Origin of the sequence: Psychroflexus aurantiacus (assembly GCF_010820555.1) — a bacterium.
GTDB classification, from domain to species: Bacteria; Bacteroidota; Bacteroidia; order Flavobacteriales; family Flavobacteriaceae; genus Psychroflexus; species Psychroflexus aurantiacus.
In genome coordinates, this window is the sequence record NZ_JAAIKD010000002.1 from 467,318 (window position 1) to 486,562 (window position 19,245).

Annotated in this window: 20 protein-coding genes; 12 read left to right on the plus strand and 8 right to left on the minus strand. The window is 42.5% G+C overall.

Annotated elements, in window-relative coordinates; translation table 11 throughout:
• Positions 1-3: 3 nt before the first annotated feature.
• From G3567_RS04865 to G3567_RS04875, 3 genes are read right to left on the minus strand one after another with little or no spacing between them, the layout of a single operon-like run.
• Positions 4-3,162 carry an efflux RND transporter permease subunit gene (locus G3567_RS04865; protein ID WP_164004193.1) on the minus strand — a complete coding sequence of 1,053 codons (3,159 nt, stop codon included), beginning with the start codon at positions 3,160-3,162 and terminating at the stop codon, positions 4-6.
• Positions 3,163-3,167: 5 nt separating this feature from the next.
• Complete coding sequence (locus tag G3567_RS04870) at positions 3,168-4,286, minus strand: efflux RND transporter periplasmic adaptor subunit (RefSeq protein ID WP_164004194.1); 1,119 nt, start codon at positions 4,284-4,286, stop codon at positions 3,168-3,170.
• A gap of 26 nt (positions 4,287-4,312) precedes the next feature.
• On the minus strand, positions 4,313-4,771 hold the full coding sequence (locus tag G3567_RS04875) for a GbsR/MarR family transcriptional regulator (protein WP_235923472.1): 459 nt from the start codon (positions 4,769-4,771) through the stop codon (positions 4,313-4,315).
• Between the two features lie 393 nt (positions 4,772-5,164).
• Here G3567_RS04875 and G3567_RS04880 point away from each other — a divergent pair, with 393 nt between their 5' ends.
• The 3 genes from G3567_RS04880 to G3567_RS04890 all read left to right on the plus strand — a co-directional run bounded on the left by G3567_RS04880 (position 5,165) and on the right by G3567_RS04890 (position 6,803).
• Entirely contained in the window at positions 5,165-5,746 is a 582-nt protein-coding gene (locus tag G3567_RS04880) for a fasciclin domain-containing protein (RefSeq protein ID WP_164004195.1), read from the plus strand.
• 229 nt (positions 5,747-5,975) lie between these two features.
• The gene (locus tag G3567_RS04885) at positions 5,976-6,401 is read left to right on the plus strand and encodes an NUDIX domain-containing protein (RefSeq protein ID WP_164004196.1); all 426 of its coding nucleotides are present in this window, start codon (positions 5,976-5,978) and stop codon (positions 6,399-6,401) included.
• Positions 6,402-6,413: 12 nt separating this feature from the next.
• Positions 6,414-6,803 (plus strand): acyl-CoA thioesterase, encoded by a 390-nt coding sequence (locus G3567_RS04890; protein WP_164004197.1) that lies wholly within the window; start codon positions 6,414-6,416, stop codon positions 6,801-6,803.
• Here the strand turns inward: G3567_RS04890 and G3567_RS04895 are convergent.
• Positions 6,800-7,096: a DUF3817 domain-containing protein gene (locus G3567_RS04895; RefSeq protein WP_164004198.1), complete on the minus strand. Its 297-nt coding sequence runs from the start codon at positions 7,094-7,096 to the stop codon at positions 6,800-6,802. The two genes, G3567_RS04890 and G3567_RS04895, sit on opposite strands and share 4 nt — an antisense overlap.
• 83 nt (positions 7,097-7,179) lie before the next feature.
• Between G3567_RS04895 and galE the strand changes: the two genes are divergently transcribed.
• From galE to G3567_RS04915, 4 genes are read left to right on the plus strand one after another with little or no spacing between them, the layout of a single operon-like run.
• Complete coding sequence (gene galE / locus G3567_RS04900; protein WP_164004199.1) at positions 7,180-8,193, plus strand: UDP-glucose 4-epimerase GalE; 1,014 nt, start codon at positions 7,180-7,182, stop codon at positions 8,191-8,193.
• A 24-nt stretch (positions 8,194-8,217) separates the two neighbouring features.
• Entirely contained in the window at positions 8,218-9,753 is a 1,536-nt protein-coding gene (locus G3567_RS04905) for an NAD(P)H-hydrate dehydratase (protein ID WP_164004200.1), read from the plus strand.
• Between the two features lie 37 nt (positions 9,754-9,790).
• The gene (gene hutH / locus G3567_RS04910) at positions 9,791-11,281 is read left to right on the plus strand and encodes a histidine ammonia-lyase (RefSeq protein WP_164004201.1); all 1,491 of its coding nucleotides are present in this window, start codon (positions 9,791-9,793) and stop codon (positions 11,279-11,281) included.
• 43 nt (positions 11,282-11,324) lie between these two features.
• Positions 11,325-11,747 carry a hypothetical protein gene (locus G3567_RS04915; RefSeq protein WP_164004202.1) on the plus strand — a complete coding sequence of 141 codons (423 nt, stop codon included), beginning with the start codon at positions 11,325-11,327 and terminating at the stop codon, positions 11,745-11,747.
• Between the two features lie 91 nt (positions 11,748-11,838).
• On the opposite strand, the gene G3567_RS04920 is transcribed toward G3567_RS04915, so the two are convergent.
• The 4 genes from G3567_RS04920 to recF form a co-directional block, all read right to left on the minus strand.
• Positions 11,839-12,657, minus strand: a complete 819-nt coding sequence (locus tag G3567_RS04920; protein WP_164004203.1) for a hypothetical protein — start codon at positions 12,655-12,657, stop codon at positions 11,839-11,841.
• A 379-nt stretch (positions 12,658-13,036) separates the two neighbouring features.
• Entirely contained in the window at positions 13,037-13,336 is a 300-nt protein-coding gene (locus G3567_RS04925; RefSeq protein WP_164004204.1) for a DUF721 domain-containing protein, read from the minus strand.
• Positions 13,326-13,751, minus strand: coding sequence for a hypothetical protein (locus tag G3567_RS04930; protein ID WP_164004205.1), 426 nt, complete (start codon positions 13,749-13,751; stop codon positions 13,326-13,328). Before G3567_RS04930 ends, G3567_RS04925 begins: the two co-directional genes overlap by 11 nt.
• A complete protein-coding gene (gene recF, locus G3567_RS04935) occupies positions 13,741-14,835 on the minus strand; it encodes a DNA replication/repair protein RecF (RefSeq protein WP_164004206.1) in 1,095 nt (364 codons plus the stop codon). The genes G3567_RS04930 and recF overlap by 11 nt, the downstream gene beginning before the upstream one ends.
• Before the next feature lie 144 nt (positions 14,836-14,979).
• Between recF and G3567_RS04940 the strand changes: the two genes are divergently transcribed.
• From G3567_RS04940 to G3567_RS04960, 5 genes are all read left to right on the plus strand, one after another.
• The gene (locus G3567_RS04940) at positions 14,980-15,747 is read left to right on the plus strand and encodes a tetratricopeptide repeat protein (protein WP_164004207.1); all 768 of its coding nucleotides are present in this window, start codon (positions 14,980-14,982) and stop codon (positions 15,745-15,747) included.
• Position 15,748: 1 nt separating this feature from the next.
• Entirely contained in the window at positions 15,749-16,258 is a 510-nt protein-coding gene (ribH, locus tag G3567_RS04945) for a 6,7-dimethyl-8-ribityllumazine synthase (RefSeq protein ID WP_164004208.1), read from the plus strand.
• 89 nt (positions 16,259-16,347) lie between these two features.
• Positions 16,348-16,641 (plus strand): hypothetical protein, encoded by a 294-nt coding sequence (locus G3567_RS04950; RefSeq protein WP_164004209.1) that lies wholly within the window; start codon positions 16,348-16,350, stop codon positions 16,639-16,641.
• Between the two features lie 3 nt (positions 16,642-16,644).
• Positions 16,645-18,492, plus strand: a complete 1,848-nt coding sequence (gene mutL / locus G3567_RS04955) for a DNA mismatch repair endonuclease MutL (RefSeq protein WP_164004210.1) — start codon at positions 16,645-16,647, stop codon at positions 18,490-18,492.
• Positions 18,493-19,245 (plus strand): rhomboid family intramembrane serine protease, encoded by a 753-nt coding sequence (locus tag G3567_RS04960; RefSeq protein WP_164004211.1) that lies wholly within the window; start codon positions 18,493-18,495, stop codon positions 19,243-19,245.

A 19,245-nucleotide genomic window follows, 5' to 3' on the forward strand; every position in this document is an offset into this window, starting at 1 on the left:
AGTCTATTCAGATTCTTTAGAATTAGATTGAGCATTTTGGACCCGGGCTCTGCTGGAGGGGCTTACTTTTTCCTGAAGCCATTGAAAAACGACAAAGAGCACAGGAATGACAAAGACCCCGATGACAGTACCTACCAGTAAGCCGCCTGCAGCTCCGGTTCCAATGGAGTTGTTTCCCTTGGCGCCTACACCCGTAGCCAGCACCAGCGGAAGCAGTCCTAATATAAAAGCAAAGGACGTCATCAAAATGGGTCTTAACCTGACTTTGGCACCGTCCAGAGCAGCATCGTAAATACTCATGCCTTCATTTCGCCGCTGTATGGCAAATTCAACAATCAAAATGGCATTTTTGGCCAGCAGACCTACCAGCATAATCAGGGCGATCTGGAAATAAATATTGTTTTGCAGGCCTGTGAGATAAGTACTCCAAAAGGCCCCTGCAACGCCGATGGGCAATGAGAAAATCACGGCGAACGGAAGTAAATAGCTTTCATACTGAGCGGCCAGAAAAAAGTAAACGAAAAGAATACTCAATCCGAATATGACAATCGACTGACCGCTGGCTGCAATTTCTTCCCGTGTAATTCCTGAAAACGCAATATCAAATTCGCTTCCAAGCTGCTCATCGGCTACCTCTCGGATCGATTGTATGGCGTCACCAGAGCTAAATCCGGGAGCGGTACTGCCGTTAATGGTTACCGCATTGTAGAGATTGAATCTGTTGATCACCTGAGGTCCGTAAGCCCTTTCGAGGCTGACAAATTCAGAGACCGGTGCATTTTCTCCGGAAGGCAGTCTAACAAAAATACTGTTCAGACTTTCTTCATCATCACGGTCTTCCGGCAAAGCCTGGACAAATACCCGGTATTGTTTTCCAAATCTTGAAAAGTTAGACACAAAAAAACCGCCTACATAGGATTGCATGGCCGATAAAACATCATTGACAGTTAAGCCACTGGCTTTGATTTTGGGCACATTTAAATCCATGTCGTACTGAGGGAATTCTGTACTAAACGAAGAGTTGGCAAAAGCGATGGAAGGTTTCTGAAATAAACCGCCCACAAACTTTTCAGCTTTTTGATCCAAACCGGTTAGAGGTCCTGAAGCTTTATCGAGTAGTTGTACTTCAAAACCATCAGCTGCACCGTATCCGGGAACACTCGGGGGAGTGAAGAACTGAATCTGGGCATCCGGTATCGATGCCGTAACCTGATTTAATTTGTCGACTATAGCTTCGATTTCGGTCTCATCGGTAGTGCGTTTTTCCCAGTTGTCAAGTATGATAAACCCCTGGGCATAGGAACTTCCAGCCCCTGAGAAAAAGTTCCTGCCTGTAATAAGCGAAGCCGTTCGAATTCCTTCTATATCCTGAATGCGGTCATATACATCTTCTGTAGCCTGAAAGGTTCTGTCCAGGGAAGAACCTACCGGCAATCCCATGTTCATAAAGACAACACCCCGGTCTTCTGTAGGGACGAAACCTGTTGGCGTCAGTTCGTTGGCAAAATAAATGGAGACTCCGGCTATGACCAAAATAAGAAGCGTCACCCATTTTTGTCTCACCAGAAATTTTAAAGAGTGAATGTACTTGCCTCGGATAGCATTGAATCCGGCATTGAAGGCGTTATAAAAACGCTGTAACAGGCCGGGCTGCTCTTTCTGTGCTTTGGGTGGCTTTAAAAACAAGGCACATAAGGCCGGACTTAAGGTCAGGGCATTGATGGCTGAAATGATAATAGCGACAATTAAGGTCACCCCAAACTGCTCATAAAACACGCCTGCGGGACCTTTGATAAAAGTGATGGGAATAAATACCGCGGCCATCACCAGCGTAATGGAGACGATGGCACCGCCAATCTCATTCATGGCCGACACAGAAGCTTCTTTGGCATCCTGTGCACCGCCTTCCAGCTTGGCATAGACCGCTTCCACAACCACGATGGCGTCATCCACCACAATACCAATAGCCAGCACAAGCGCAAACAGGGTGAGTAAATTGATGGAGTAACCAAACAGGTTCAGGAAAAAGAAGGTCCCAATGATAGACACGGGTACAGCAATGGCAGGTATTAAAGTGGATTTGAAGTCCTGTAAAAACAGAAACACCACCAGAAATACAAGCAGAAAGGCTTCGATAAGTGTTTTTTTAACCTTGGAGATCGACGCCGTTAAGAATTCGTTGGTGTCATAATTTACAAGGTACTCAATACCTGACGGAAAATTTTCTTCGAGCTCCTCCATTTTGACATAGATCTTCTCAATGATTTCCTGGGCATTCGACCCCGGGGTTTGAAAAATACCAAAGTTTACCCCGGGGTAACCGCTGCTTCGTGAAAGCGAATTGTAGGAGAAGGCATCCAGTTCAACTTTGGCTACATCTTTTACTCTTAAAAACTGATTATTATCAAACGTCTTCAGGATGATATTGCCATAGTCTTCAGAGGTCTTGAGTCTGCCTTTATAGGTGATGACATATTCAAAGGCTTTTCCGGCATTTTGCCCGACGGCGCCCGGGGCAGCCTCCTGACTTTGTTCTCTTATGGCGGCGATGACTTCGGTGGCATTCAGACCATAATTGGCCATTTTTTCCGGATCCAGCCAAACCCGCATGGAGTAATCTTTACCCCCAAACACAGATACATTGGAAACGCCATTGATACGCTCTAATTCTGGCTTTATATTGATGTTCAGATAATTTTGAACATAGGTATCCGAGTAATCCTCGTTGGTTGAATATAAGGCAGAATAAAGCAAAGCCGAATTTTGCTGTTTTGAGGTGATGACCCCACTTCTAAGGACCTCATCGGGAAGTACGGCATTTGCCCGCGCGACCCTGTTCTGAACGTTTACAGCCGCAATATCCGGGTCGTACTGCTGTTCAAAAAATACTGTAATCGTTGCACTTCCGTTATTACTGGCCGAAGAGGTGATGTATGTCATGCCCTCCACGCCGTTGATTTGCTCTTCTATAGGAATGATAACACTCTCCAGAATAGTCTGCGCATTAGCGCCCGGAAAACTGGTCGTGACCTGCACCGTTGGTGGAGCAATATCAGGATACTGGGTAACCGGGAGTTCCTGAATTCCAAGTATGCCCAGCATGACCAGAATGATGGAAACCACTGTAGATAAAACCGGCCGTTCTATAAATGTTTTAAGCATATCTTCTATTTAAAAACTGTATCAAATGAATTGACAATGGAATCCATGGTAGAGGAGACCGGGTTGATTTTATCGTTGTTTTTCACCTTATTGACTCCACTTCCTACTATTTTTTCTCCTTTTTGAAGTCCCGATCCGATGACGAGGTAGGGATCGGCCCGCCTGGTTTCAACAGCCTTTTCAGTCACGGTAGAATCCGATGCATTAAACAGGAATACAAATTCTTTTCCCTGTCTGGAGAAGGTAGAAACCCTGGGGACCAAGACAGCATCCTGTATATAATTTGGAATTCGAATCTTACCGGTTAAGCCGTCTTTTAAAATCAGATTGGCATTTTCGAATGTTGCCCGAAACCTGAGGGTTCCCGTTTCTGGGTTGACCTGGCTCGAGATGCTAGTGATTTTTCCTTTTTTATCGTAAACCTGTCCGTTAGGCAGGATCAAAACGACCTCGGGAAAAGAAGAGATCAAACTGGATTCCCCTTTAGAATTCTGATTGAACTTCATGAGCATATTCAGATAATCTTTTTCGTTCACAGAGAAGTAGGCAAACACTTTATCGGTTTTTACAACCCTGGTCAGAGGGAGTCTGTCGGCAGGGTTGATCAAAGCTCCATCTCTGTAATTAATGCTTCCTATATAACCGTCCACCGGACTTTTTATAGTCGCATAACCTACACTGGCTGAAATGCTGTTCAGGTTGCTTTTTGCGGTTTCTAACCGGGCTTTAGCCGTTTGCAGCTGATTCTCACTTACAATATTTTTTTCCACCAGGGGCCTGAGTTTTTCAACTTCAATTTGAGCTGCATTCACCTGTGCTCTTGCCGCGGAAGCTTCACCGCTGAGACTTTCGGTCTCAAGTTCAAATAGAGTTTCACCTTTCTTTACCGCAGATCCTTCTTCAACCAGTACATTTAAAATGTATCCGGAAACTTTGGCCCGGATATCACTGCTTATAATGCCTTGCAGTTGAGTTGGATATTCAGAATTCGTTGTGATGTCTCGGGTAGCCACTTCAATAACGGGCAACTCAGGTGGAGGAGGTGTCTGCTGCTGACCTTGATTTTGACAGGAAGCTGCCAGTAAGGCTGAAACAGCAAGGAGAATAATGCGTTTATTTTTCATAAGGATCTAGTTTATGACTTGTTTCTTTAAGAATCTTTAAGGTTTCTAAGATGTTTTTTTTGGTTTTCAAGATGTGTTCTGAAGATGCTGACAAGTTTTTTATTAAAATCCTGATCTACTTTATGTCGAATAATTTTGGAAAGCATGTCGATTTCTTTAGTGGTTTCTTCCAAATGTAACTCCAGGGTCTTTTTTAAAAAATCGCGTTTGGTCTTAAAGTAGCGTTTTCTCTTGTCGTCTTTAAATATGAAATCAACGCGTCCTTCTTCAATTAAAAAATTCAACTGGTTTGAAATCGAGCTTTTACTGGCTCCTGTAAAGTCTTTAATCTCTTCGAAGCTAAGTGCTTCAATTTTTTCTAAAATAAGCAGGGCATATATCTTTGCTGCCAAAGGAGGCAGATGCTGTTCTTTCTCAAGATGCAGGCTCAATTCCTTTTCAAGCTCAGGATGGCAGGTCTGTGTAGAATCGTGATTCGATTTCATGCACCAAAACTAATTTTAGTTCGGTTTCAAACGAACTGCTTGACTATAAATAAATGTTAAGCTTTGGTTTTTTCACAAGACCTGGTAGACTCTGATTGTTGGAATTGGAATTTACTGTCTTAAAATAAATACGAACAGATGGTGACTCATGGATCAAAAAATTTAGTCCATTTAGAACTGCTTTAGCTTCATGCTGGGTTTGGATCCAATAAAAAAATGTAAAACTGGAGCAATGCTAAAAGTTATACCTGCAGGTATCCCATGCTGTTGCATAGAATGGTCTAGGTTTCAGATATAAAATGAAAGGATTTGTAGAATTAACAATAAATTAAAACAATGTCTGATATTGTCTAATTTAATTAAGATACTTTTGAACAAATAAAAAGTATAACTATGAAAAGATTAATTTTAAGTTTGAGTGTAATTGCAATGATTGCGTTTACCTCTTGTAAAAACAACGAAAGCAAAGAAAGCGAGGCACAGCAGGAAGAAGCTGCTATGGATTCTGAAGAAACAATGTCTGAGGGACAAACTGTTGTCGAAATTGCCGTGGGTAATGAAGACTTCAGTACCCTGGTAACAGCTGTTCAGGCGGCGGAGCTTGTTGAGACTCTAAACAGTGAAGGTCCATTCACCGTATTTGCACCTACCAATGCTGCATTTGCGAAATTACCTGAAGGGACTGTAGCTACTTTGGTAGAACCAGAAAACAAAGAAAAGCTAACCAGTATTTTGACTTACCATGTTGTTTCCGGCGAATTTATGGCTGCAGATGTTGTAGCGGCTATCAATGACAACGGTGGAAGTTTTGTAATTCCAACGGTACAAGGTGAAGAACTAACTGCGACTCTGAAAGGAGAAAGCGTTGTTCTAACGGATGCCAACGGTAATAAATCGACAGTAGTTATGGCAGATGTTGATGCATCAAACGGAGTAATCCATGCTATAGATGCTGTAGTTATGCCAAAATCATAAGCATTATCTTATTACAGATGAAACCCTTCAGCGATGAAGGGTTTTTTTTATGCCCGGTTTTGAGCGATTTAAAATGTCAGGGTGTTCCGCAGCCGTTCAGAATAAACTGGTTTGCGGAAGCTGCAGCTAAATTATTTTGGTTACTTTTATATTGTTAACTAAGTATGATTAGAGTTCAACTGGTATAGAAGAGCACAACTGAATACAACAGGTTTAATGTATAAATTTCATGTCTTATTCCCCTTCTATTTTTATAACCGTGGATGCTGTGGTCATTTCAAAAGAAGAACAGCATAGGTTTGTATTGCTGATCAAGAGAAAGAAGGAACCTTATAAAAATCAATGGGCAGTTCCAGGTGGCTTTGTTGAAAAAGACGAGCTGGTCAAGCGTGCATGTCAGCGTGAATTGAACGAAGAAACCGGACTGGATCTGGATGAAAAAGACCTTTTGTTTTTAGATTATTACGATCAGATTGATCGGGATCCCAGAAGCAGAACCATAAGCTTTGCTTTTAGGGCTGTCACCCCTACAAGAGCGGAAGTGAAAGGGAATGATGATGCCGAGGAAGCGCGCTGGTTCGATGTTCAGGACTTGCCAGAATTAGCCTTCGACCATTCTGAAATGATACAGGATGCCCTGCACAAAACCCTTTAAAATTTAAACACTATGAGATTTCATACCAGAAAATGGGTCAAACCCGGAGATTTAAATCCCAATGGAACTTTATTTGGAGGACAGCTTCTGGCCTGGATTGATGAAGAAGCGGCATTATATTCTATCATCCAGCTGGAAAATCAAAAAACCGTCACCAAATTCATGAGTGAAATCGATTTCAAAAGTTCCGCCAGACAAGGCGATATAGTTGAAATCGGGATTGAAGTGGTCAAATTCGGATCCGCCTCTCTTACCTTAAAATGCGAAGTCAGAAATAAAATGACCAGACAGACCATCATCGTGGTGGACAAAATCGTCATGGTTAGCCTGGATGAAGCGGGCAATGCGAAACCTCACGGGAAAACTAAAGTCGAATTCGTAAAAGACAGATTAGAGCATTAAGGCTTAGGTAAGTACCTGCGTTCCACGATAAAGGGACCGAAAGGCAAAATAGAGCTGAGAAATACGATCAAGAGAATTTTGACAGACCAGCCTAGTTTTTCATACATCCAGTAGCCACCCAACAGGTATAAAATAAACAGGATGCCGTGAGCCATCCCTACAATGCTTACATATTCCGGCAGATCCCAAATGTATTTTAAAGGCATGGCTACGAAAAGCAGTAAGAGAAATGAAACGGCTTCAAGAATGCTTATCCATCTAAATGCGGTAATTGATCTGTCCTCTTTTGACATAATTATTTTTTTCAAAAATAGGATTTACCTGAGTTATACCTGTCAATTTTCGTAATTTGCATACTAAATTTAACACATCTAAAATGAAAATACTAGTTACGGGAGGGCTTGGTTTTATTGGCTCACATACCGTTGTCGCTCTCCAGGATAAAGGCTATGAGGTCCTTATCCTGGATGACTTGTCCAATTCTTCTTTAAAAGTACTTGAGGGCATCACCAAAATTACCTCGAAAACGCCTGCATTTCATAAACTCGATTTAAGAGATAAATCCAGTCTTCAGGATTTCTTTTCCAAACATCAGGACATTTCCGGAGTTATTCATTTTGCAGCCTCCAAAGCTGTAGGCGAAAGTGTAGAGAATCCGCTTTTGTATTATGAAAACAACCTTGCAGCGCTGTCCTACCTGCTTCAGAACTTAGTCCTTTTACCGGAACAGAATATCATTTTCAGTTCTTCCTGTACGGTTTACGGGGAGGCCGATGAACTCCCTATTTCTGAATCGGCTCCCATCAAAAAAGCGATGTCCCCGTATGGAAATACCAAGCAGATAGGCGAGGAGATCATTTCCGACACCTGTGCTGCTCACGATAAACTGAAAGCCATTGCCCTGAGGTACTTTAATCCGATTGGGGCGCATCCTACTGCCGAAATCGGAGAACTGCCCATCGGAACTCCACAGAATTTAGTCCCTTTTATCACCCAGACGGCCATTGGAAAACGCCAGGAATTGTCGGTATATGGTAAGGATTACCCCACTGAAGACGGGACCTGCATCCGGGATTACATTCATGTGATGGATTTGGCTGAAGCCCATGTGGTGGCTCTGGAACGCCTGATGAGTTCCCAAAGTAAGGAGAACTTTGAAGTCTTCAACGTAGGTACAGGCATTGGTTCTTCGGTGCTGGAAGTAATTGAGGCTTTTGAGAAAGCTTCCGGGGAAAAACTGAATTACAAGATTGTAGACAGGCGACCGGGAGATGTTATAGCCGCTTATGCAGACACTCAGAAAGCCAATAAAACCCTGGGCTGGCATTACCAAAGAAATCTGGAACAGGCCTTAAAAGATGCCTGGGCATGGGAGAAGAAACAGGTATAAGATAATTTTTTAAACCCTTAACTCATGAAAATTTTAGAGGCTTCACAACTGGCAGACCTGGACAGCTATAGCTGCAAAGAACAAAACATAAGCTCTTGGGAACTGATGGAACGCGCCGCGGGTTTGGCCTACGAAGAGATTAAAACCAGACTAAACTCAGCTACTCAACAAATAAAAGTCCTCGCAGGTCCTGGTAATAACGGGGGAGACGGACTTGCCATTGCTTATTTTTTGGCTCAGGATGGCTGGGATGTCGACGTCTTCTTAGTCAATTTTACTTCCTCAAGGTCTCCGGATAACCAGAAAAACCTTGTTCGTCTCAAAAACCAGGCTAAGTCTAACATCCGGGAATTGACTGAAGATTCTGAACTCCCTGAATTCACTTCAGAGGATCTTGTGATAGATGCCATCTTTGGGGTAGGTCTCAATCGGTCCATGCCAGAGTTCGTTCAGAAACTGGCCAGAAAGCATAACGGCTCGGCTTCCCAGTGCATCTGCATCGATGTCCCAAGCGGCATGTACCTGGATCAGTCTCCGGGTGAGGACGAGGCCGTTTTTCAGTCGGATCTAATTCTTACGTTTCAAACGCCCAAACTTCCCTTTTATCTGCCCGATTATTCGGGGGTTGTAGGCGAAGTGAAAATCATAGACATCGGTTTAAGCCAGAAACGCCTCAGCGAAATTTCTTCTGAATTAAATCTCGTTGACTTAAGTCTGGCAAAAAAGCTTTATCGACCCAGACCCAGATTTTCACATAAAGGCACATACGGTCATGCGGTTCTGATTGGTGGAAGTGAGTTGATGCTGGGAAGTGTTATCCTGTCTTCCAAATCCTGTATGCATTCCGGGGTGGGCAAGACCAGTGTGCTGATGCCTAGTCGAGGTCATTCGGCCCTGATACAGCATTTGCCGGAGGCTATGCTTGTGGAGAATGCATCGGAGGATTTTATCAGCGATCAGGACCTTGGTTTTAACGCAGATGCCATCGGAATTGGCATCGGTATCGGCACTTCAGAAGCTGCCTTAAGCGCTTTAGGCGCCTGGCTGGAAAAGGCTGACTGCCCTTTGGTGATCGATGCGGATGCCCTGAATCTTATCGCTGAGCACATAACGCTTAAGGATAAGAAACGCTTGCGTACCCTGGATGGGCAGGTTCCGAAGAAATCCATCTTAACCCCACATCCGGGTGAGCTCCGGAGACTGGTAGGAAGCTGGAAAGACGATTTTGAAAAACTAAATTTGATCAAAGACTTCTCCAAACAATTCGATGTGATTGTACTGGCAAAAGATGCTTACAGCCTTTGTGTTTATCAGGATCAGGTCTTCGTGAATTCCACGGGCAATTCAGGAATGGCAACCGCCGGAAGTGGAGATGTGCTTACCGGATTGCTGACCGGTCTGCTGGCACAGGGATACTCAAGCCTGAATGCCGCTGTATTGGGTATGTTTTTGCATGGTTTAGCCGGGGATTTGGCTGCTGAAGAAATGTCGGAAGAAAGTCTGACCGCTTCGGATATTATAAGATATTTCGGAGATTCTTTTTCAAAACTGAAAGCCTAAACAAGTCTTAAATCTTATCTTTGAAAAAAGATATTTCATGTCCCATGTTCATTATATAGACTCTGATGTTTTAGGCTTTTCCAGGCTTCAGCAGTTGCTTGAAGACTCCTATAAACTCGCGCTAAGCGAAGAGGCCATTTCCAATATCCATAAGGCACGAGCCTATCTCAACCAGAAACAGAAAGAGCGAAAAGATCCAATTTATGGCGTAAATACGGGATTTGGCTCCTTGTGTAATATTAAAATTAACGAGGATAAACTCACCTACTTACAGGAAAATCTGGTGATGTCTCATGCCTGCGGAACAGGTGACCGTGTAGACGATTCGGTAGTAAAACTGATGCTGTTGCTCAAAATACAGTCCTTGAGTTACGGGTATTCGGGGGTGTCTCTGGAGCTGGTAGAACGGCTGATCGATTTTTATAACGCCGGCGTATTCCCGGTGATTTACGAACAGGGCTCCCTGGGGGCTTCAGGAGATCTCGCTCCTTTGGCCCATCTGGCTTTACCGCTTATTGGCAAAGGAGAAGTCAGTATCGATCATAAAATTGAAAAGGCAGGCCTTCTGGAGGAGAAATTTGGCTGGAAGCCTTTAGTCCTTCAGTCCAAAGAGGGCCTGGCTCTGCTGAACGGCACCCAGTTTATGAGTGCTCATTTGCTGAGGAATGTTTTGAAAACCAAAAGCCTGATGAAATGGGCCGACACGATTGCTGCCCTATCCATAGACGCCTTCGACTGTAATATGGCTCCTTTTGATGCGCTGGTGCATAAAGTAAGACCCCACAAAGGACAAGTAGAGACGGCCAGAACAATTCGGGATTTACTTCAGGGAAGCCAGCTGGCTTCAACTCAAAAACAAAATGTACAGGATCCTTATTCGTTTAGATGTGTACCTCAGGTGCACGGTGCAACCCGAGATGCGCTGCGTTATGTCGAGCAGACCCTGCTCACAGAAATCAATTCTGTAACCGATAACCCCAATGTATTTGCCGAGGCGGATAAAATCATATCCGGAGGTAATTTTCACGGTCAGCCTTTGGGGATTTCAGCAGATGTGATGGCTATTGCAGTGAGTGAAATCGGTAATATTTCTGAACGCAGAATATACCAGCTGGTTTCTGGTCTTCGGGGTTTACCCACCTTTCTGGTCAATTCGCCCGGACTTAACAGCGGTTTTATGATTCCGCAGTATACCGCGGCGAGTATCGTAAGTCAGAATAAGCAGCTCTGTACACCGGCAAGTGTCGATTCCATTGTGTCTTCCAATGGTCAGGAGGACCATGTCAGCATGGGTGCCAATGCCGTGACCAAGCTTTCCAGAGTTGTAGATAATCTGGAGCGCATTTTGGCGATTGAACTTTTTAATGCCTCTCAGGCGATGTATTTCAGGCTTCCTTTGAAAAGTTCAGACAGCCTTGAAGCTGTACTGAAAGCCTTTAGGCTTCGGGTCCCTTTTGTCAATGAAGATAAAGTGATGGCCTCAGAAATACAAAATGCAATAGATTTCATAAGAAATCATAAAATATAGTCTGTGGAGCAGAATACTTCTAAGTTTGCACAAAAAATAAATTATGACTAATAAAATGATTACGCTTTTAAGTGTATTTGCAGTATTCTTTATAACCTCATGTGCCACCAGAGTGGATTTCCCTAATTCTGAAACCGTTCCGGGTGCTGAAGTCAGTGCAAAGATTAAAATGGATAACAACAACAATTACAAAATTGACCTGACTGCGGTTAACCTGGCCTCTCCGGATCGTTTGGAGCCACCACGAGAAATGTATGTAGTATGGATTGAAACCTCCAGAGGAACCAAAAATCTGGGGCAGCTGAACATATCCAGCGGTCTGTTTTCTGAAGTCAAAAAAGGGACTTTAACTACCACTACAGCCTTTAAACCCGAAAGAATTGTCATTACTGCGGAAAGAACTTCGTCCAACAATGAACCGAGTTCCTATGTTGTGACCTCTTCCAAAAACTTTGAACTGGATTGATTTCAGTAGATTTAAACATAAGCATACCAACAAAAAACCATCCGCCTCAGGCGGATGGTTTTTTGTTTAAAGACTTAAGACGTGTTGATAATTACATGTCTTCCTCAGCTTCTTCCAGGGTAATGACACGTGTCACCGCATTAAAAGGTCCCGGAATAGGTTCTAGATTTTCATCAACTAAGGTAAGCTGAATCTTATTTTCACCCATCGGCATATTCTCAATAACGTGAGGTACCCATTCAGTAATTAGGTAATCGCTACCATCGTTCACAGTAACCTTTACTTTATTACCTTCCTGGCTGATTTCTGTTCCTACTAAAAAGAAATCTAAAAGAACCTTTTTAGTATCTTCACCTGTATAGGTGCCTTTGGGTCTGCTGTAAAACAAGTGTTCCGCTGTGAAATCAACATCCATTTTTTGATCTTCAGAAGGATTTCCGGCTACAATTTTCTTAACCACAAAAGAGGTTGGATTTTTAACGGATTCGTGGTAAGACCTGGATAAAAAAGCCAGCATCACATGCTCGCCTTCTTCAATTTCTTTACTAAACCCACTTTCATAATGCGCAGAATAGGGACCATTATCCAAAATGAAATGAATATGCTGACCATTTCCAGAATTAGCCAGGCCATTTTCACCGGCATTTTCTGTTTGAACGCCGAGTTCGTAGTTTTCTACTGTAAAATCAAAATTTACAGAACCAGCAGGAACTTCTATGACATCTCCACCAGGGTGGGTTAGAGTAGCCTCCGGATATTTCGGAGAGGTTTGCTCAAGAGGTGTAATGGTAACGATTGTGTCGGTTACACCAACGGCATCCATTTTTTCATCGCTATCTTTTTTATCTTGCTTGCAGCCTACAAGGACCAACAAACTAAAAGCAAAAGTTAATAGATTTATTGTTTTCATAATTATTTATTTTTAAAATTCATCGTAAATGTAGCTTAAATACTGGCCTTGCTCAAATTTGGGGATTAACTTAACATTACTTTTAGTTTATCAGTTCTGAAGAAATCCAGCTCACAAGTAGAGGTTTTTTGTACAGGACAACTGTCACCAATCTTCCAGTAAAGCCTTCATCTCTGACTCACCCAGTTAACTTTAATCTCGGTTTTTTTATAAAAAAATCTTTTTGTTTGGTTTTGCCGTCCTGAGGTTCGCCTTTCATTTTTCTCATCACTCAGTTGTTAACGAATTTCTTCCAGTTCCCGTTTTTTGCTCCTGGCATTCATCTGCAGCCCCATAGCAGTGTGTTTTGCAAGTCCGGTCGTTAGTAAATGAGAGGTGTCTATCTTAGTATTAATTTGGAAATGAGTTCCCGGCCCAGACTCTCGTTCAAAGTTTTTATAATTTTTTCCTTACCATAACTCAGTTCTTCTCTCAGGGTAGAGGAGGACAAATGCACGGTGAGGGTGTTATTTCTGAACTTGATTTCGTTCGTGTAATTTTTGATAGCCGGTCCAAGCTGTGTCATCCAGGCATTTTCAACATCCACCTTGTCCAGACCAGGATTTAACCGGTGTTTGTTTTTGAAAATCTCCATCAAATCTTTCATGGACTTTTCCTCGTTTGCGCGCTTATTCTTCATCAAAATCTATGCTTTGGGGTTCGTGTCTTTTATAGGTATAGATAAAATTTTGTTCGTTTTTAACCACAAACTGGTCTTCTTCGAGATTCAGCAAAGTTTCTGTCCAGGTATCGTAATCACTGCGATACTCCAGAACCAAACTCTCTTCGTAATCCTTGACAGTGAAGTATTCCCGGTTTTGTGAGGATTGGTAATTGCCCAGGTAACTCGGCTGAACTTTTTTCCTGAATCCGGTGGAGTCTTCAATCTGAATATAGTCTACCGTTTGATTCATGGTATAGGTCTTCTCTTCGTAAGGGGTCTCCGCCTTTTGTATTTCCCAAAAGCCGTTGAGTTTTGAAACCTCTTCCATGTCGGGCTTCGAATTGCAGGAGACTATAAAACACAGGCTGAGCAGTAGGTAATTAATTTTCATGTTCAAGATTTATCATTTTATAGTGGGTTGCGTTTTTCCTGACCACCTCTTCCGTGCGTTCGGGGTGAGTATCGCTGATGCACATTTGTCCTAATTCCGCATCGGTGACCATTTTTACGATTTGAGAAACGCGATCCTCATCGAGTTTGTCGAAAATATCATCCATCAGCAGAATGGGTTTTACGCCGTAATGCGATTTGAGGAAATCGTATTGAGCAAACTTCAGAGCGATTAAATAGGATTTTTGCTGACCCTGAGATCCAAATTTCTTGACCGAATGCGTCTTGATTTTGAAAATCAGATCGTCTTTATGCGTGCCATAATTTGAAAACTGACGCTGTAAATCGGTTTTTAAACCCGATTTCAAAAGTCTTTCAAAGGATTCCTCTTCGTTAAACTGACTTCTGTAGGTCAGACTGATCTGTTCCCTGGAGTTGCTGATTTCCTGATACCGCTTTTGAAGAATGGGTTTAAATTCATCGATAAACTCCTGGCGTTTGTCGAAAATAAGCTTCCCGAGTTCTATAATCTGGTCATCGTAAACTTCAAGGCTGGTTTCGTCATAGGTTCGGTTAGCTGCAAAATACTTCAATAGCGCATTGCGTTGAGAAAGCACCTTGTTATACTTCAAAAGCGTGTTCAAATACAATTTGTCGCCCTGTGAAATAACACCATCCATAAATTTTCTTCGGGTGTCACTGCCTTCAAGAATCAAGTCCCGGTCGGTAGGAGAGATGATGACCAAAGGAATGGTACCGATGTGATCGCTGAGTTTCTCATAATCCTTCCCGTTTCTTTTGATGAGTTTGCCCTGTCCTTTCTTAAATGAAGTAATGATCTTTTCAGATTTATCCTCGTTTATAAAATCCCCCTCCAGCATAAAAAACTCTTCTCCATGTTTTACATTCTGACTGGTGATGGGATTGAAATAGCTTTTGCCAAAGGCCAGATGGTAAATTGCATCCAGAATATTGGTCTTGCCAATTCCGTTTTTACCTACAAAGCAATTTATTTTAGAATCGAACTCCAAAGTGAGGTCTTCAAAATTCTTATAATTAATAAGCGTCAGTTTTTTTAAAATCATATCTATACTTCAATATTCAATTGCGGTAAATACTGGGTTTTCACTTCAGAATTAGATAAAAGTTGAAATGTAAAAATATCAAATAAATAGTGTATTCTATATGGAATAAAATTATATTTTTGCTCACTCGAACAAAATACAATTATGGCATCATACAAGAAAAGAGGTTACAAACCGAATAACAAAGCTGAACGCGAAGAGAAGATTGAAAACGAATCTACAACTGCTGAAGTATTCAAGACATTAGACGAGGGCGCAAGTTCTACTGAGAAGTTTTTAGCTCAATATCAAAAACCTATTTTCGGTGTGATCATTGTCATAGCTGTAGTTATTTTAGGTTTCCTGGGTTACCAGAAATTTATTCAGGAGCCAAATGAAGAAGAAGCTGCGAATGAGATGAACCAGGCACAGCAATACTTTGACTCGGCTTTGCAGGCTACAGGAGCACAACAGGATTCTCTGTTCACAAGAGCTTTGCAGGGCGGTAACGGAAAATTCGGTTTTGAAGACATCTCTTCAGACTATAGCGGGACCAAAGCAGGAGAACTGGCTAATTATTATGCAGGTATTGCTCATCTGAATATTGGAAACTATCAGCAGGCTATCGATTACCTTGATAAATTCAATGTAGACGACGAAATATTAACTCCACTGGCCAAAGGCTCAATTGGAGACGCTTTCTTACAGTTAGGTCAGCCAGAAGAGGCTTTGGGTTATTTTGAACAGGCTGCAAACATGAGAACCAATGGGTTTACAACGCCCAAGTTTTTGATGAAAGCTGCCGTAACCGCCATCAGCCTTAAGGATGGAGATACTGCAGAAAAGCACCTGAACAGAATTAAAGATGAATTTCCAGATTCTGAAGAGGCTAATACCGTAGAAGTCTATTTAGGACAGGCCGAAGTGCTTTAATATGGCAACATCACAAAAAAACCTTTCTGTTTACGACAAGGATAAGCTTCCTGACGCTAAAGACATGAAAATCGGTTTTGTAGTGTCAGAATGGAATCCGGACATTACAGAAAGCCTTTTTCAGGGCGGGTTTGATGCTCTGCTGGATGTAGGTGTGCTGAAAGAAAACATCGTAAGATGGAACGTTCCGGGAAGTTTCGAATTGCCTTACGCCTGTAAAAAAATGCAGGAAAGTTTCGATATGCTGGATGCCATTGTAGCTGTTGGCAATGTGATTCAGGGGGAAACCAAACATTTTGATTTCGTTTGCCAGGGCTTAACCCAGGGCATCATGGAACTCAATCTGAAAGGGGATATTCCTGTTATCTTTTGTGTCCTCACCGATAACACCAAGGCACAATCTGAAGAGCGTTCCGGTGGAATCCATGGCAACAAAGGGACAGAGGCCGCTATTGCAGCCATTAAAATGGGTCAGCTTCGGAAAGATGCTAAATTCTACAAAGCGACCTAGGCCCGCATTTAAATTCTCTTTTTTTAAATAAGGCATTAAGTTTAAAGAATTGATGGAATTTCTTTAATTTTGGAAATTCATCAAAAATTATGTTTAAACTCAAGTCATTACAACTCAGGAAGAATTCCAGATACAATTATACCCCGCGGTATTACAAGGGTAAAGACACTGGAAATCCTTATGATTTCGATTCGAAATTTGCCAAATATAAAGAGACGCACAATTCCATTGATTTTGGCTCTCACTGGGCAGAAGCCCGGGAGAATTCCAGAAACAGGGGGAACCGGGGAATCAACAGGACCGTTATTGTTATCGCGCTTATCTTAAGCTTTATCTTTTTATGGATCATTGATTTTGATCTGTCAATTTTTTCTTCAAAATAGTCGATGAATAGTATCATTCACTTATTACCAGACCATGTTGCGAATCAAATAGCTGCTGGAGAGGTCGTACAACGTCCCGCTTCTGTAGTGAAAGAACTTTTGGAAAACGCAGTGGATGCTCAGGCAACCTCCATTACACTGCTGGTAAAGGAAGGCGGCAAAACCCTGATCCAGGTCATTGACAATGGTTCGGGTATGGGAGATACCGATGCCAGATTGTCTTTTGAACGGCATGCGACTTCAAAAATCAATTCGGCCGAAGATTTATTTCGACTGCATACCAAAGGTTTCCGCGGAGAGGCGCTGGCTTCTATCGCTGCGGTGTCTCATGTGGAAATGAAAACCAAAACCGAAGACGAAGACCTGGGTTCCCATTTGATCATTGAGGGCAGTAGCGTAGTGCAGCAGGAACCTTGTGTCACACCTGTAGGCACCTCCATTGCCGTTAAGAATTTATTCTTCAACATTCCCGCACGTCGCAACTTTTTAAAATCCACAACGGTCGAGCAAAAGCACGTCATCGACGAGTTTCAAAGGGTGGCTTTGGTTCACCCTTCTGTGGCTTTCAAGTTGATTCATAACGGTTCCGAACTTTTCAATCTTCCTGCAGCCAATCACAGGCAGCGCATCGTTGGAGTGATGGGGGCTAAAACCAATGAAAAACTGGTTCCAGTGAAAGAGGAAACAGACCTGATCAAACTTACCGGTTTCGTAGGGAAACCGGAATTTGCCAAGAAATCCCGAGGGGAGCAGTTTTTCTTTGTGAACGATAGATTTATCAAGCATCCCTATTTGCATCATGCGGTTAGCAGCGCTTTTGAAGGTTTGCTCAAAGACAAGGCTTATCCCTCTTATTTCCTGTATTTACAGGTCAATCCCCAGTCTATAGACATCAACATTCATCCTACCAAAACGGAGGTGAAATTCGATAATGAACATGCTATCTATTCGATTTTAAGAAGCAGTGTAAAGCACAGCCTGGGGCAATTTAATGTAGCTCCGGTCTTAGACTTCAACAAAGACTCGAGCATGGAAACAGAGTATGGTCTGCACAAAGCCAAGGCCAAAATTCCTTCCATCGACGTCGATAGAAATTTCAACCCCTTTGAATCTGAAACCAAGTTTGGCAAAGCCGCAAGACCTGCAGGGGCATCTCCATCGCGATCTACCGCCAACTGGGAATCGCTTTACACCGAAATCCTGGAGGATAAAGAAGACCTGATGGATATTGAAGTGGAGAGTGAACAGATTTCACCTTCCCTGTTCCAGGGACAGGCAACCCCTTATCAAACCTCCGGAACCTTTCAGCTTCAGCGGAAATATATCATAACCTCTACAAAATCTGAAATGCTTATCATCGATCAGCATCGCGCCCATTTCAGAATTTTATATGAGGAGCTATTGAAAAACATTACGGCTCAGCCTGCTTTGAGTCAGCAGCTGTTGTTTCCGCTGAAACTCCAGTTAAACACCATTGAAATAAGGGTATTCAAGGTGCTAAAGGAGTCTCTGATTAACGCTGGATTCTCCATTTCAGAATTCGGTGAGGATTTTGTCAAAATAAATGGGATTCCAAACCGTTTACCTGAAAGTGAAACCTCAATTTTGCTGGACCAGCTTTTATCCGATTTTGAAAATGACATTCCGGATTCGGGATTTGACCAAACCGACAGGCTTGCAAAATCACTGGCTCAAAGCATGGCGATAAAAAATGGGACTCTGCTTCAGAAGGAAGAACAAACAGAACTTGTAAATCTGTTATTTTCTTGCAAAGAACCCATGTTAACTCCGCTAAATCGCTTAGTTTTCGTGAAACAGTCTGCCGCAGACTTCGATAAAAAATTTATGTAAATGGGAAGAATAACCGAAACGGTAAAAGTTTTATTAATCGCCAATATTTTATTCTTTTTTGGAGCCAATTTTTTAGGAGATTATGCCTATAAGATTTTTGCCTTGTGGTTTCCGGAACATCCTAATTTCGGGTTTTGGCAAATCCTGACCCACATGTTTATGCATGGAAGTTTTTCACATATTTTGTTCAATATGTTTGCCTTGTACATGTTCGGGAGTCTGCTGGAGCAATACCTGGGTCAGAATAAATTTCTCTTTATCTATTTTTCTGCCGGCCTGGGTGCCGCGGGACTGCAGATTCTCTTCAGTTATATAGCTTTCAATGACGCGTATCAGGCCTATCTTGACGCAGGTGTTACTCCCAGTGAGATTTCGCAGCTTTTTGAGAGTGTCATGTCTACAGGAGAATACAGGGTTTATCCCTCTATTCCGCAAGATGTAAGCAATCAATTACTCAGAAATTATGTGACGCCCATGGTAGGGGCTTCCGGAGCGATTTTCGGAATTTTGGCCGCTTTTGCAGTGGTTTATCCCAACCTCCCGTTGTATATCATATTCGTTCCCATCCCTATCAAGGCAAAATATTTAATCGGAGGTTATTTCCTATTAAACCTGTTTTCTGCCATAACTGGAGTAACTTTGCTTGGACCTTCCAATACTGCCTATTGGGCGCATATTGGTGGTGCAGTGATTGGATTCATCACCATGTATTACTGGAAGAAAAACGCATTTGACGCAAATAGATGGAATTGA

What these genes read in the sequence shown, in the direction of transcription:
- G3567_RS04870 (WP_164004194.1), bottom strand. Translation starts at nt 4,286, where the DNA reads ATGAAAAATAAACGCATTATTCTCCTTGCTGTTTCAGCCTTACTGGCA.
- G3567_RS04905 (WP_164004200.1), top strand. Translation starts at nt 8,218, where the DNA reads ATGAAAATTTTAGAGGCTTCACAACTGGCAGACCTGGACAGCTATAGC.
- G3567_RS04930 (WP_164004205.1), bottom strand. Translation starts at nt 13,751, where the DNA reads ATGAAAATTAATTACCTACTGCTCAGCCTGTGTTTTATAGTCTCCTGC.
- G3567_RS04895 (WP_164004198.1), bottom strand. Translation starts at nt 7,096, where the DNA reads ATGTCAAAAGAGGACAGATCAATTACCGCATTTAGATGGATAAGCATT.
- galE (WP_164004199.1), top strand. Translation starts at nt 7,180, where the DNA reads ATGAAAATACTAGTTACGGGAGGGCTTGGTTTTATTGGCTCACATACC.
- hutH (WP_164004201.1), top strand. Translation starts at nt 9,791, where the DNA reads ATGTCCCATGTTCATTATATAGACTCTGATGTTTTAGGCTTTTCCAGG.
- G3567_RS04865 (WP_164004193.1), bottom strand. Translation starts at nt 3,162, where the DNA reads ATGCTTAAAACATTTATAGAACGGCCGGTTTTATCTACAGTGGTTTCC.
- recF (WP_164004206.1), bottom strand. Translation starts at nt 14,835, where the DNA reads ATGATTTTAAAAAAACTGACGCTTATTAATTATAAGAATTTTGAAGAC.
- G3567_RS04925 (WP_164004204.1), bottom strand. Translation starts at nt 13,336, where the DNA reads ATGAAGAATAAGCGCGCAAACGAGGAAAAGTCCATGAAAGATTTGATG.
- mutL (WP_164004210.1), top strand. Translation starts at nt 16,645, where the DNA reads ATGAATAGTATCATTCACTTATTACCAGACCATGTTGCGAATCAAATA.
- G3567_RS04890 (WP_164004197.1), top strand. Translation starts at nt 6,414, where the DNA reads ATGAGATTTCATACCAGAAAATGGGTCAAACCCGGAGATTTAAATCCC.
- G3567_RS04920 (WP_164004203.1), bottom strand. Translation starts at nt 12,657, where the DNA reads ATGAAAACAATAAATCTATTAACTTTTGCTTTTAGTTTGTTGGTCCTT.
- ribH (WP_164004208.1), top strand. Translation starts at nt 15,749, where the DNA reads ATGGCAACATCACAAAAAAACCTTTCTGTTTACGACAAGGATAAGCTT.
- G3567_RS04915 (WP_164004202.1), top strand. Translation starts at nt 11,325, where the DNA reads ATGACTAATAAAATGATTACGCTTTTAAGTGTATTTGCAGTATTCTTT.
- G3567_RS04940 (WP_164004207.1), top strand. Translation starts at nt 14,980, where the DNA reads ATGGCATCATACAAGAAAAGAGGTTACAAACCGAATAACAAAGCTGAA.
- G3567_RS04875 (WP_235923472.1), bottom strand. Translation starts at nt 4,771, where the DNA reads ATGAAATCGAATCACGATTCTACACAGACCTGCCATCCTGAGCTTGAA.
- G3567_RS04880 (WP_164004195.1), top strand. Translation starts at nt 5,165, where the DNA reads ATGAAAAGATTAATTTTAAGTTTGAGTGTAATTGCAATGATTGCGTTT.
- G3567_RS04960 (WP_164004211.1), top strand. Translation starts at nt 18,493, where the DNA reads ATGGGAAGAATAACCGAAACGGTAAAAGTTTTATTAATCGCCAATATT.
- G3567_RS04950 (WP_164004209.1), top strand. Translation starts at nt 16,348, where the DNA reads ATGTTTAAACTCAAGTCATTACAACTCAGGAAGAATTCCAGATACAAT.
- G3567_RS04885 (WP_164004196.1), top strand. Translation starts at nt 5,976, where the DNA reads ATGTCTTATTCCCCTTCTATTTTTATAACCGTGGATGCTGTGGTCATT.